General features: G+C 54.7%; 12 protein-coding genes and 1 pseudogene. 6 read left to right on the top strand and 7 right to left on the bottom strand.

The features are described 5' to 3' along the window. The first annotated feature begins 214 nt into the window (after window positions 1-214). Together K227x_RS06725 and K227x_RS06720 are read left to right on the top strand one after the other, a co-directional pair. Window positions 215-1192, top strand: coding sequence for a site-specific integrase (locus K227x_RS06725; protein ID WP_145167563.1), 978 nt, complete (start codon window positions 215-217; stop codon window positions 1190-1192). 16 nt (window positions 1193-1208) lie between these two features. Beyond that, on the top strand, window positions 1209-2360 hold the full coding sequence (locus tag K227x_RS06720; protein ID WP_145168819.1) for an IS91 family transposase: 1152 nt from the start codon (window positions 1209-1211) through the stop codon (window positions 2358-2360). 1262 nt (window positions 2361-3622) lie between these two features. Here K227x_RS06720 and K227x_RS06710 read toward each other — a convergent pair. The 5 genes from K227x_RS06710 to K227x_RS06690 form a co-directional block, all read right to left on the bottom strand. Next, window positions 3623-4810 (bottom strand): IS91 family transposase, encoded by a 1188-nt coding sequence (locus K227x_RS06710; protein WP_218933814.1) that lies wholly within the window; start codon window positions 4808-4810, stop codon window positions 3623-3625. A gap of 348 nt (window positions 4811-5158) precedes the next feature. Beyond that, window positions 5159-5524 (bottom strand): hypothetical protein, encoded by a 366-nt coding sequence (locus K227x_RS06705; protein ID WP_218933813.1) that lies wholly within the window; start codon window positions 5522-5524, stop codon window positions 5159-5161. A gap of 231 nt (window positions 5525-5755) precedes the next feature. Continuing rightward, window positions 5756-7132, bottom strand: coding sequence for a hypothetical protein (locus K227x_RS06700; protein WP_145168815.1), 1377 nt, complete (start codon window positions 7130-7132; stop codon window positions 5756-5758). A gap of 152 nt (window positions 7133-7284) precedes the next feature. Next, window positions 7285-7566 (bottom strand): hypothetical protein, encoded by a 282-nt coding sequence (locus tag K227x_RS06695; RefSeq protein WP_218933812.1) that lies wholly within the window; start codon window positions 7564-7566, stop codon window positions 7285-7287. 219 nt (window positions 7567-7785) lie between these two features. Further along, entirely contained in the window at window positions 7786-8238 is a 453-nt protein-coding gene (locus tag K227x_RS06690; protein WP_145168813.1) for a hypothetical protein, read from the bottom strand. Between the two features lie 326 nt (window positions 8239-8564). Between K227x_RS06690 and K227x_RS06685 the strand changes: the two genes are divergently transcribed. From K227x_RS06685 to K227x_RS06675, 4 genes and pseudogenes are all read left to right on the top strand, one after another. Then, window positions 8565-9299 carry a site-specific integrase gene (locus K227x_RS06685; protein ID WP_145168812.1) on the top strand — a complete coding sequence of 245 codons (735 nt, stop codon included), beginning with the start codon at window positions 8565-8567 and terminating at the stop codon, window positions 9297-9299. Between the two features lie 108 nt (window positions 9300-9407). Then, window positions 9408-9740 (top strand): tyrosine-type recombinase/integrase, encoded by a 333-nt coding sequence (locus K227x_RS06680; protein ID WP_145168811.1) that lies wholly within the window; start codon window positions 9408-9410, stop codon window positions 9738-9740. Next, window positions 9716-9862 (top strand): annotated as a pseudogene (locus K227x_RS31685) (IS91 family transposase); the annotation flags it as partial. The gene K227x_RS06680 and the pseudogene K227x_RS31685, both read left to right, overlap by 25 nt. Before the next feature lie 998 nt (window positions 9863-10860). After that, window positions 10861-12072: a transposase gene (locus K227x_RS06675; RefSeq protein ID WP_218933267.1), complete on the top strand. Its 1212-nt coding sequence runs from the start codon at window positions 10861-10863 to the stop codon at window positions 12070-12072. 385 nt (window positions 12073-12457) lie between these two features. Here the strand turns inward: K227x_RS06675 and K227x_RS06670 are convergent, their stop codons facing one another. Together K227x_RS06670 and K227x_RS06665 are read right to left on the bottom strand one after the other, a co-directional pair. Continuing rightward, complete coding sequence (locus K227x_RS06670) at window positions 12458-13081, bottom strand: hypothetical protein (RefSeq protein ID WP_145168810.1); 624 nt, start codon at window positions 13079-13081, stop codon at window positions 12458-12460. A 143-nt stretch (window positions 13082-13224) separates the two neighbouring features. Then, the gene (locus tag K227x_RS06665; protein WP_145168809.1) at window positions 13225-13686 is read right to left on the bottom strand and encodes a hypothetical protein; all 462 of its coding nucleotides are present in this window, start codon (window positions 13684-13686) and stop codon (window positions 13225-13227) included. Window positions 13687-13720: the final 34 nt, after the last annotated feature.

Here is a 13720-nt window from a genome sequence, read left to right as displayed (position 1 = left end):
TTGCCATCACCTGGTGGCGGGAGAAGGCGTGATTTCGAAAACACCGAACCACCGCCACTCAGGTGCATGGCTTTGTTCAAGTAAGCCGCTATCGCGGCGGGATTTTGGTGAGGTGGAATTGATGAGGGAGTTGAGGTTTCGCTGAAGCATCCTGGCAGGAGGAGCTGTTCGCTGTGAACAGCCCATCAACTCCTCCTGCTACAGGAACACATCCATGCCCAAGTCTAACCCCCAGACTCCTGCAAATCCACGCGGTCGTTACTTTCCTGCCGAACTTCGCCAGCGTCTTTCCGAGGACCTGCATCTTACCGGAAAGGCGAAACGCACTCACGATGGCTACATCCGTGCCGTCCGGCAACTGTCCGACTTTGCGAAGTGCAGTCCCGACAAGGTCACCGAAACGCAACTCCGCCAGTTCTTTCTACACCTCAAGAATGATCGCGAGTTCGCCAATGGGTCGCTTCGGGTCGCACTCTCGGGCGTGAAGTTCTTCTTCACCTTCACCTGCAAACGCGACTGGGAGATCTTCGCGATGCTCAAGCTGCAGAACGCCAAAACGCTGCCAGTCGTACTGACCATCGAGCAGGTCCACCGCATCATGCAGATCACCAAGACTCAACGCCTGCTTGTCTTCTTTTGGACCGTTTACACCATGGGACTGCGGCTCAACGAAGCCTTGAGCTTGCAGGTTGGTGACATCGATGCCGCTCGCGGGTTCGCTCACATCCATCGCGGGAAAGGAGCCAAAGATCGCTTACTGCCGCTGCCACCTTCAACGCTGAAGTTGTTGCGAAGCTATTGGTGCACGCACCAGCATCCGTCGTTGCTGTTCCCCGGCAATCGACGCGGGCACTCACTGGCCAAGCACGGGATCAGCACGGCCAAGAACCCGATGTCTGAAAAGACCGTTCAGGAAGCCATCGCCAAGATCACCGGAACGATGAACCTGGGCAAGAAAGTCACGCTGCACACGCTCCGGCATTGTTACGCGACGCACCTACTCGAAGCGGGCGTCGGATTGAAGGCCCTCCAGAAACTGATGGGGCACTCTTCGCTACAGTCCACCATGATCTACCTGCACTTGACCGACACCGCCGAGGCCAACTCGCGCGAGGTCATTAACATGATGTTCGGCAAATCGCCCGGAGAAGACGACGGCAACGATGCCGGTGCGAAAGCTAAGTTGAAGTAGCCTCTGCATCAGCAAGATGCCCAGCGTCAGCGATGCCTTACGGCAGTTCGCACCGGCTTACTTGAAACAGAATCCCGGCTCCGTCTCAGTCATCCAGCAGAAAGTTCTTGGCGTGATCACGCGTTGCCGTACCGGCGCGCTTGGTGGCGTTCACTATCAATGCGACGGATACGGGCGAGAACACTGGGTCGGGCGTTCGTGTGGCAATCGGCACTGCCCGAACTGTGGTCACGAGAAAACGCAGCTGTGGATTGAAACGCAGTCCGCCAAGTTAATGCCAGTGCATCACTTCCTCGTCACTTTCACGGTCCCTCGTGAACTGGGCTTGGTGCTGCGCGCTCATCAGCAAGACGGATACCGCTGTCTATTCGATGCCAGTAGCCAGAGCATCCGCGACGTCGGCGCGGCGACCAAGGCCCTGCGCGGTTGCGTGCTGGGGTTCTTCGGTGTGCTGCATACTTGGGGGCGTGACCCTGCCGTCTATCATCCGCACATTCACTATGTCGTTCCCGGCGGCGGAGTGAAGTTGGATGAGAGCGGCAATGCGGTCTCGTGGCAGAGCACACCGAAGAACTTCCTGTTCCATCATGCGACGTTGATACGAGTCTACAAGGCCAAGCTCGCCGACGAACTCCGGACGGCGGGCCTCTATGACTGTGTTCCCAAGCAAGCTTGGGACAAAAACTTCGTCGTCGACATCCAACCGGTCGGACACGGCGTGCCGACGCTGAAGTACTTGGCACCGTACGTGCACCGCGTGGCGATCAACAACAGTCGCATCGTGTCGGTCGATGAAGCGGAAGTGATTTATACGATTCGCCGCAGCAAGCCGAAGCGAATGGAAACCAAGCGTGTCGCCGGCGAAACGTTCGTCGCGAGCTTCTTACAGCACGTTCTGCCACCGGGCTTCCACAAGATCCGGCACTACGGCTGGATGAGCTCGAACAGCAAACTGGCCATCGAGGAGGTGAAGTGGTTGGTGTGGCTGTTCTTGGGCTGGACTTTCTGGCTGGGCAGCGGCCACGCACCGCAAGAGAAACCACTGACGGCGCCGCTTCGGTGTGCCGTCTGTGGCGGCCAGTTGCGGGTGGTGGAGGTGACCTACGAGTCGCTGCAATCGGCCCGGATCATCCCCGAACATTCGCTGACATATTTCGACAGTGGATAAATGAGAACTTCAAAGCAGCGTCATGAATCATTCGAAGCGTCACCGGGAGGGCGGGGGCTGAAGGTGCGCGGCAACGTCAACAACGATCGAGAAAATCCAGCATCAACGACGCTCAGGAGCACTGAGCTGCGGTCAGTAACGTCAACAGCAGTGGGCGACGAACCAGAAACTGGCACAGCAATCTCGCAAGTGCCGACCTGGGCACTCGACGCGCAGACGCAACCGGAAGCAAAACCCAAGTAACCACCGGCGCTAACCTCCGGGCTTCTTGAACAAACGACTTGAACATCGGCTCGCAAGCTCGCGATGTCAAATCCTTATTGGTTATCCGCTTTGCATTCTACCGCGGCCGACGATTCGTAGATAGGAATCACGTTCGCTCGCGACGACATCAGCAGACTGAAACCCAAACCAGCCAGACGGAAGCTTTGGAGTCCCGAAATAGTGAAACCAGAAAGTCGTGAGGACCAGGAATATCCCGACCGATGTCAACAGTTTCACCATCGGATTACCGGGAATAGAAGGGCACGCAAAGATGCAAGCGAGCATTGTGTAAAACGCAAGCGACCGGGTTGTCGATGTTCCGCGAAGGCGGATGCGGTTCTTGCATTCAGGGCAGCGCGGCAGTGGTAACAGAACGGTGTAAAGTGCCAAGGAATGCTGGCAGACAGGACAGGGCCTCCGAACCGTGGCAGGCGAGCAAATTGAGGTTGCCTCATTCGGTGATGTGTATGGGTTGACTTCAGTCATACATTCAGTCGGATAACGAATTGCGATCTATCCTTCGGCCAGGCGTGAAAGACCCCAATGCTGCATGTTGGGGTTACCGCCTGGCTGATGGATAGATCGTGCGTTGAACTTTGTCGACTCATGATCGCCGACCTGGGGGAAACCTATGCGGAATCAATCAAATTGGTTGCTCCCGCTGCACTGCCAGTTTACTCCAGGCACGACGCTGATCGCAAGTTGTCCCACCACGCGAGAACCGTGTTGGGGCCTGACCGCTCGGCTTTGGCTGCGATTTTCGATCTTTGCGCAGCAATCAACCTCCGGTTTTTCTGAACGGAAATCGCGGCCCTCTGATGGTGATGGGTGCAAGCGACGCTGGTTGCTAATCATCTGCATACCATCTTGGTCGATACTTGCTGAACATCACTTCACTCCAACTTGGCTTGAAGCTCGACTGCACCAACTCCATCGGCTCACCGCAATGGACGCACTGCGGTGTCAACTCCTCAGCCGCCTCCTCTGGCCCCGCCTCCTCATCGACGGTGGGCGTTGGGGGGCGTCTCCACTGGCAGCAACGCGATGCATTCTTTCATATAGCGATCGCGATGGTGGTTGCTGTAACCACCGTAGCGGCGTGACTTCGTAAAACCCTTAGGAAGGATGTGCATCGACCAACGACGAACGAACTCCACGCCGCTCAACGTGTACGGCGCAGCACGTCCATCACCTCCGCCGGTCTGATTCCCCACTCGCGCCCAAAACTGGACCTTCCCATCCTCGTGCGAAATCAGGCGACGATCACTGATCGGACCACCCGTCATGTAACGTGCTAAGTACTTCGCAACATGCTCGGGACGGCAATGCTCATTCGGTGGGCCTTGAATGAACGAGACCCAAGTCTTGTGCTCGAAGCGACCGAGCCACTCGTCCCAGCCTGCTTGATCCTGCAACGCCTGGAACTGACCTTGCAACTTGAGCTTGCCCTTCTCTCGCAATCGACGTAGCCCTTTCAAGACAGCCTCGCGATACCGCTTGCGAAGTTCTTTGGCATCAACCAAGTAGGGTGCTGAGGAGGGCTTCCCGTTCTGCTTGCGACTATGGATCCAACCGGGACGCGAAGGATCCAGCGACGGGCCGCCGCCTGGCACCAACGCGTGCACATGTGCATGAGCGTCAAGTTTCTGATTCCAAGTATGCAGCACCATCGCCGCAGCAGCCTCGAATCCTTGCTCGTCGGCGATCAGTCCTCGCAGCGCTTCCCAAGCGGAACGAAACAGAAGGTTGTAGACTTCACGACGGTTTCCCAACGCCAGGGCCGAGAGCTCCTCAGGCAACGTAAAGACCACTTGAAAATAGGTCGCGCCAGGAACCAGCAACTCGCAAGTCGAATCCAACCAATCGGCACGTCGCGCACCACTGCACTGGGGGCAGTGACGATCGCCGCAAGAGTTGTAGACGGGCGTTTCGGATTGGCATCCTTCACAGAGATAGACATGACCACCCAACGCACGCGTGCGACACAGCGCCAGTTTTGCCAACGTGCTTTGCACTTGTGGGGCCGCCGCGGAGGCATTCGCCTTGACGTACTGCGACGTGTACCGCTTGAGCAGCGCCGCAACCGTCAAATCCTTGGACGGCTGGATCGCTTCGCTGGGCTTCTTCACCCCAGCGAGGACAGGGCTGGCAATCGCCGCAGCCAGCGGACTTGCAAGGACACTCATAACGATCCGAACCACAAACAGTCGAGGAGTCACCACGCTGGCCATGCACGGCGAGCGAAGTGAAAACTACCAAGAGTATTTGCGTGAGCGCGCAGGCTCATTCGCTTTGAAGAGTTATCCGGGCAACGACTTTAGCTATCCGGCCCCAGTCGTCGAAACAACCGTGCGCAATAGACGGTCGTGACCAACGTCACGCCGCAACGGGCTCAATGCCGAAGCAAATGGAGATCGCCAACAAAACGCTGACGCGAGGAGAGTCCGGTCATCGTGCGTCGCCAACGCCGCGGCGGCATCGAGCCAACTCGGCAACAATCAAGCGCACCGATCATGAGTCGATTAAGTTCAACGCTACCGATCAGCCGGCGGCGACGGTTGATCATCCATTTCAAAACGCCCGACTTCGCCGCTCGGTTGCATCGGATGGTTCGCCGCCGTTTCTGGGAACTGGCTGACGTCAGACAAACGCCGGTTAAGCCAGACGCGAGTCGCGAGGTCGGCGATTGTACCAATGGCCCCGTAAACGACAATCATACAGGCAGCGTATGCAACATACGCGAAGAGCATTGATCCGGTTACTGAGCCAACAATGAATAGGCCGAAGATTCCGGGAATCAGCAAAGGCTTCAGGATGCGTGGAAACGAATTCAGATTTCCGGTTGTAGCAAACCCGACAAGCGCTAGTGTAAGGACACCAGCAGCGAGCAGTGCAGCCACAGCAAGGCGACCTGGTCGAGCATGCACAGCAGTATCGCCCCAAGTCCGGCGTTCCGTGGCGGTGAAGACAGGATCACGCATTAATCATCGGAGGTGTTGACGAGGTCCATAATCAGGTCAGACACGATTTCAGTCGGCGAACGTTCAGCGTAACCGGGCGGCGAAGTTACGCGTTGATTTCAAATTCCGCCAGATTCGCCGCTCCGGTTCACGCAATTGTTCGTTGCTTTCTTAGTCGATTGGTCCGCCAAATTGAATCCAGGAATTTTTGCTGAGCAACCGCGACGCGGCCAAATCCAAACATGGCCCGACCGGCAGAAGGAGTAAGCCGAAGCAAGTTCCGACAAGAGCCTCCGCGACCGCAACGGGAATCGTTATGTAATTGACCGTTTGAGACGCAGTTTTCAGTTGCTTAGCGCGGTCAATCGCCTTCCCAGCATTTGTAACATCTTTGGCAATCCTGGCGCAGGCGACGCCGTCACCAAGCGCCATCGCGCTTGCCCATTCTTTTACGCATGATCTAAGTGCCGGGAGATGCCTGTCATCCCTCAGCCGCAGGAGTTCCGAAATGCTCGCAACACGAGGAACGGTGGGTAAAGTGTCACTGAGTAACTGGTACGCACCCACTTGTTCATCGGATGTAGCGACGGTGCGTGCGTCAGACTGTTTTCCTAGCCGGGAAATCGATGTTAAGAGTTCCGTCTTATTATCAGTTGCGAAATCAAGCATTCGAGAAAACTCGAATACAGTTCTCCAAAGGGAGTGACAAGCGAGGAATTTGGCCGGCGACGGTCGCATTCCGAGCGCGAGACCTTGCTGAAGATGATTCGTAAAAACTCCCTTTGAGGAAGACAGCATGTCTTCAGTTTGAAAAACGTCACGCATTTCTTCTGGATCAAAATTGAAAAATGCAGGTTCGCCAATTATCTCCTGCGAAACTCGATCATTGTCAAAATAGAGCCCCATGTGATAGGGGAGCCTATTCAGCACGTCAGACATTACGTCGCGCAGCGATTCTTCGGCATCCTCGTCACTTTCGATAACTGACTCGTGGTGGCCCAGGTAGTCAGAAAAGGCGCTTGTATGGTTTATCCAAGATCGCTCGAATTCGTCACCGTGAGTCAATTGCCAGATTCCGTAAATTGAATCTGCAATGTCGGTCACGAGTTCCACTGATTGAGCCATATGCTCGTCATCATCTATGTCAGCGAGCTGATCATCGAGAGAATGATCCGGAAACTTCAGTCCAGTATGCGTGATTCTTGGCGCTACTTCGGCGACACGATTTTCGCGTCGGCGGAACGACATGAAGCCAAGTTCATACGCGTGCGCAATGCGGGTTTCGAAGTCACGAGAACCGGCAACATCAATTGGTGCAATCAGTTCGTGTGCATCAGCTAAATCTGTGAGATGTGAGTATGCAATATTCGGCGCAACGGTCGCACCGCCGTCGTACAGAAGAATCGCAGTAAGAATGTTTTCGTACGACGACCGCAGATCCTTAGGGACAACGCGTTTACGAAATCCGGGTGGACGCTTGGCGTATCCCTCCACAATCGCACCGTGACCGAGCAGAGCTGCCTGAAAAGATGAGATTGGAATAGCCAACGTAACTCCACTCTGAATCTATTATTGCAACGAACGTCGGCCGTAACCGAGCGGCGACAGGGGATTATCAATTTCAAAAAACGCCGACTTCGCCGCTTCGGTTCACGGCATGGTTATCTGGCGATTGTCGTGTTTGTAGCTCAATTAGCAGCTTAATCACCGCCGTACGACTCAGTAATCCTTCCATTGGTGATGACGATATTGACGCCGTAGTCAGCCCATTGTTCGCAACCATATGCGACGTCAACCTGATTCTCCGTCGCCAAACGTGAAACGTCAATTGCAACGATTTCACGGTCATCGCGTTCCAAACCCCAGTCAGCAACATGCTCGTTGATGATGGCGTCAATTTCAGTTTGTAGGTTTGAAATCCATGTCCTTAAGTCTGGCAGTTTGTGCAAGATCGAAGTATCGAAAATATCATTCTCGTACATCGTGAAATCAATCGTGCCGTCCGAGAAGGACCAACCGTCTTGCCCCCAAGTGGCAACGATGTCACCAATTGAGACACATGGTGTTCTCTTCTTGGACTCTCTGTTCTGAAACGGCCACATGTGAAGTAATTTCGAGCCAGATAACGTTAGAAATCACGGGGGACGGGCGAAAGACGTGCAAGCAGACCAAGAAACGCGACTCCCGTCCTCCCGTGCATTTCATTGTTCTGTCCTGTCTTCGTTTGGAGGCGTCAACTCGACGGTCATCGCCCAATCTCGATTGTACCGTGGACGAGCGTCGAGAACACGCGACGTAGCAAGACTACGATCGCAAACAGTCGGGTTTCCGTAGTCGTCGAGAATCCCGATCCGAAAGATGGTCTTGGTAAAGTAAGTGTCATCGTCTCGTGTGATGTCGAAATCAATCTCAAAGGGCGCGATGCCAAGTGAGTCGATCCACGTCACACCCAGCAGTGTGAACCGATTGAGGGTGGGATTTGCGATTTCAAGATGAATGACGCCGTCAGACCACCACCCACCGACATTGTCGGGACCGTACGGGATACATCCGCAAATATAGAATTCCAGTAGGCCGCAGATCTCTTGAAAGAGAGTGCGTCCGCCATCAACCGTTGCGTTTGGTTCGACCTGCCAATCGAGCAGGCGACGCAAAAGTCGCGTTTCAATCGAGGGGCGTACGCTGCGAGGTTCGGTGTCGTCAGTGAAGGTTGTAGTCTCCGAGTGACAGAACGATTAATTATCCCCGCCTCACACGGGGTCTAAACATTTTACAGACTGGGTCAGGCGAGGATAAAGGGTTTTATGCCCGGCTGACCCGTGCATAATACGCTTAGCCCGAGCGAGGGGGAAGAGAGAACCGAATCTCGATTGAACTTTTCTGATTCAAAGCACTTTTTGCTTGCCTTCCCCCGCCGCGGGGGGGGGGGGGTAGAGCACACGTTCACTGATGGGAGGTGCCTTTCGCTGAGGATGTTCCAATGTCTGTTGAGCTGTTTCGTCAACGATTGAGCCGTGCCCAGCTGCATCCCAATGATTTGGCATGGATGCCGCAATGGTTCGATGAATACGCAAGACTACAGCAAGATGACGGTGAGCCTCTGAAGGTTGAGACGTCCCGGGTGCTCGCGTTCCTCCGTTCTCTCCGCGATCGGGGCGTGCCAGCCTGGCAGCGATTGCAGGCGGCCCGAGCGGTCGAGTGGTACCAAGCGCTTGTCTTACGCAATGACGAGGTGGATTTCGTTCATTTCAAACAGAAGCTTGGTGAGCTCGCTGAACTTGAAAAGCGCGCCAGGGTGGCAGTCGAGAATGGAGGCGGTATGCCTGGCGAAGGCTTGCCAGGACTGATCGATCCGAATGAACCCGCAGCTGTACGCAAAATGCGAGCGAGAATGCGGGTGCTCCATCACCCAAAGTCCACCGAACAGGCCTACGTCGGATGGCTCGTTCGTTTCATTCGCCACTTGGACGACGAAAATGTGGACAAATATGGCGAGCCCGAAATTGGGCAATTCCTAACCGAGCTAGCAGTCGTCGGTGAAGTTACTGCGGGGACGCAAAACCAAGCTCTGGCAGCATTGCTCTTCTTTTTTGGTGTCACGGGGCGCCTCGATGGGACCAGCAATGGGCGCTTTTCGTGCCCCCACCAATTTGAGGTGTGTCCGCAAATTCGTTCTTCGGATTTAAAGCCCCGAGGACGGGGTAACGGGCTGTAAATCCAAAAAACGAATTGGCTTGCGTTATCCATTTGGGTGGGGGCGTTTTAGGCGCCCACAGGTGGTCCCTTTTCGAGCGCCCCGTGACAATTTTGGACGGTTTACACCATGGGACTGCGGCTCAACGAAGCGTTGAGCTTGCAGGTTGGTGACATCGATGCCGCTCGCGGGTTCGCTCACATCCATCGCGGGAAAGGAGCCAAAGATCGCTTACTGCCGCTGCCACCTTCAACGCTGAAGTTGTTGCGAAGCTATTGGTGCACGCACCGGCATCCGTCGTTGCTGTTCCCCGGCAATCGACGCGGGCACTCACTGGCCAAGCACGAGATCAGCACGGCCAAGAACCCGATGTCTGAAACGACCGTTCAGGAAGCCATCTCCAAGATCACCGGAACGATGAACCTGGGCAAGAAAGTCACGCACCGCAAGAGAAACCACTGACGGCGCCGCTTCGGTGTGCCGTCTGTGGCGGCCAGTTGCGGGTGGTGGAGGTGACCTACGAGTCGCTGCAATCCGACGGGATCATCCCCGAACATTCGCTGACATATTTCGACAGTGGATAAATGAGAACTTCAAAGCAGCGTCATGAATCATTCGAAGCGTCACCGGGAGGGCGGGGGCTGAAGGTGCGCGGCAACGTCAATAACGATCGAGAAAACCCAGCACCAGCGACGCTCAGGAGCACTGAACTGCTGCCAGTATCGTCAACAGCAGCGGAAGACGAACAAGAAACTGGCCCAGCAATCTCGCAAGTGCCGACCTGGGCACTCGACGCGCAGACGCAACCGGAAGCAAAACCCAAGTAACCACCGGCGCTAACCTCCGGGCTTCTTGAACAAACGACTTGAACACCGGCTCGCAAGCTCGCGATGTCAAATCCTTATTGGTTCTGCTCTTCCATCGGTTCGTCGCTAAGCATTTGTTGTCCGCAACGAACGCATTTGGAAGTCTCTAACACGGTACGCCATTTCGGGGACGGACCATGCAGACTACCAGAAATGTCTCTACCCACCCAGTCACGGCAATTTGGACATCGTAAAAACCTGTCATAGTGCTTCCAAAACCACTGCCAATACACAATCGGTATTCCGATCACAATGACAATTGCGACACCTATAATCGCTGCCTCAGGCAACAAGGATACAAGCAATGCTGGCGCTAAAACCGCGTATGCGACGAGTCCACCGAAGTACAACGTCAGTCACGCGATCGAAAACGTTAATCGATTCGGTCGAGTCCAAAATTCATTGAAATTCTCGCGCGAAGGCAGTTCCGAAGTCATGGTCCTACCAGCAGTTCCCGGCGGTTGGCTAAATCCCGTAAAATACGGTGTGGTGATTTGCTAGCGTGTCGCGATTGGATGAAGCCTTGATTGGAGCCGGGGGTTGACGCTCCAATGGACGGCTTTCGCTCTCGTCCAAGGCGATCGATCATGACCCGTCCGGCGCCCCCGTTCCCCAAGTTGCGGCGATTCCTTTGCGCTGATGCACTCATCGATACGTTACGCCGGAGATTTCAATCGGTCCCCGACGCGCGGGAACAATCCGGGACGGTTTATCCAATGGTGGATACTCTCTTGGCTGCGTTTGCGATGTTCTCACTCAAAGACCCATCACTGTTAGCTTTTGAAGAACGGTCCGGCGAACCTGCCATCAAACGACTCTTCGGGATCGACGCTATTCCCAGCGATACGTCCATGCGAGAGATCCTTGATGGTATCGATACAAGTCATCTCAACGAAGCCTTTGCAGACATCTTCCACGAACTTCAACGCGGGAACGTCCTGCGAGAGTTCGCGTTCCACAACAATCATTACCTGCTAGCGATCGATGGCACTGGATACTTCTGTTCCTCAAAGATCCATTGCCCCGAGTGCTTGGAACGTAAAACCAGTGGTGGCAAGATTCAGTATGTGCATCAAGCGGTTGCCGCGGTGCTCGTTCATCCCGACCAGAAAGTCGTCATCCCACTGGCAATCGAACCCATCGTCAAACAAGACGGAGAAACCAAAAACGATTGCGAACGCAATGCGACACGACGCCTATTGAGGCGAATTCGCTTGCTCTATCCGAAGATCAAGCTGATCGTGGTCGAAGACGGACTGGCCAGCAACGCTCCGCACATCGCCGACCTGAAAGATCTGAAGATGAGTTACTTGCTCGGTGCAAAACCGGGTGACCACGCTCACTTGTTCGATCAAGTGATTGCTGCGGGCGACGAAGACCGAATCGAAACACTCACACGGGTTGACCCGATCGGTAACCGCGTCATCCAAAGCGAGACCCAGTACGTCAGTGACCTGGCGCTCAATGCGTCGAATCAATCTCTGCGAGTGAATTTTCTGCAGCACTTTGAATACGACAACGATAGCGGCGAAGTGAGCAAGCGATTCAGTTGGGTGACGAACGTCACGTTAGATCGTTCGCTGCTATCGAAATTCACCGCGGGAGGTCGTAGTCGCTGGCGGATTGAGAATGAGACGTTTAATACGCTCAAGAATCAAGGCTATCACTTTGAACACAACTACGGTCATGGAAAGCAAAACCTATCAACGGTACTGATGCTGCTGATGTTTTTAGCGTTCATGGTTGACCAAGTACAGCAAGCATGCTGTCCGCTGTTTGCCTCGGTGCAGGAGAAGTTCAAGAGTCGCCGAGCGTTGTGGGAAAAGCTTCGCAGCCATGTGAATCACTTCGTGTTTGAATCGTTTGCCGAACTTTGGCAAGCGATGCTCAGTGGATCGGCGATGGGTGTTCCGCCGCCTCGTGGATAAGATCGGCCAGAAGTAGCGTAACCTCAGCGGTCTAAAACGTCGATTTTGGCCTCAGCACTGGTGACGCACGCGCCCAGCCGAGCACTCTCACTCCGATTTGTCGTTAGGGACGCCCCACGAGCGTGGGACGTCAGTTCCGAAGGCACGAAATCACCATCGCAGCAGGCCACGACAACTCGACCAGCCTTCAAATGCACCTCCACTCCACGCTCACCACCCAATAGCGAAGGGCGACCGGGAACTGCTGTGGTCCTACCAAGGCATTCCGCAAGCGTGTGACGTCAAGGTTCGATAGCAGAACGTTCGGGATCAGCGGGCGGCGGGAGTTGACATTGATCTCACCAAAAACCGCACCACCGCCGCTCCGTTGCATCCCATGGTTCTGTCATTCTTGTGGATCAGGGGTGGTAGAGTTTCCATAGGGCGGACGTGTACCGCGTTTCCAATGTGAGTCGTGCTGGGCAGCGTATTCGTAAACCCAGAGAGTTTCATTTGATGCATCAAAAATAGTATAGCATCCCTGTGCGACGCCATAGGTTGCATCGGGATACCACAGCATGTTCTCCGTCGCGTCTCCAGTGCCAGTTGGAGGCGACCACCAATCAGGTGTATCGGACGTCGGCGAACGGACAGGGATCGAAGCAATCGTTCGTGTTGCCTGTTCACATTCCTTTGTACGTTGGAGGTAGGCGTCAATTGTTGCCATCCGCGAATGCAATTCAGCAGCGAGCCTCTTAGCGTCAGATTGAGATAATTCAAATTTAGACCATGTTGAATAGGAGTCGATGCTCGAGGCCGCTTTCATAGAAATACCGCGAATGGCAGCCGGATCAACCGTGAAGTCCCACGAGTACATTTTGCGAGACCCGGCGGGACCAGGCTTGTTGACGAACTCAAGGACTGGGAATGGATCCAGGCTCCGGATTGCGATCGAACCGACATAGAGGCAGCCACCAACTGTCAGGGTTGCCAGCAAGATTGCACCGAGACCGAAACGGCTAGATTTCATGAGGCGGCTTCAGTGATTCAGTGACAGAACGTCAGCCGTCACCGGGCACGGAGTGACAACGTTCCATTTGTAAAAACTTGCAAGCCGTGCTCCGTGTGCACGGCTTTGTTATCCGCCCAACTCGCTCACGCTGGACATAAGCGTCAAATTCCAACGATGAACAATGCGTACAGCGGAATAAGCACAAAGCACTCGCACGTAGATTCTAACGCATATCGTAGCAGGGTCTGATTGGGACGAAAGCACTTCCATGCGAAAGCCAGGATTGGAACTGGAAGAATAGCAAAGTACGGATACAGATATGATCCGCCCCAACCGTATCCGATTCGTTGGTTAAATTCGCGACTTTCGGGCGACGAAGACCACAACAGCAGCGGTGAAAGCAATGCGGTTGCGACAAGCAGCATCATGATCTTGCCGATAGGATTGACGTTCACATTGAGCAGGCGCCAACCACAAATGTAGATCGTCACGAGCAATGCAACTGTTGCCCAACGGGAATGCGAAATGAACAGCGCAGTTGTAACCGCAGAAAGCGTCACGAAAACAAGAATGTCTCGAACTGAAATGCGAGATGTGAAATTCGGCGCAGGCAAATTGTTCACACGTTCCATCGAATACGCTAACGCCGATCGGATA

The organism is Rubripirellula lacrimiformis (genome assembly GCF_007741535.1).
Lineage (GTDB): Bacteria > Planctomycetota > Planctomycetia > Pirellulales > Pirellulaceae > Rubripirellula > Rubripirellula lacrimiformis.
Note: the sequence above shows the minus strand (reverse complement) of the source record. Positions and strands in the feature narration are given on the sequence as shown.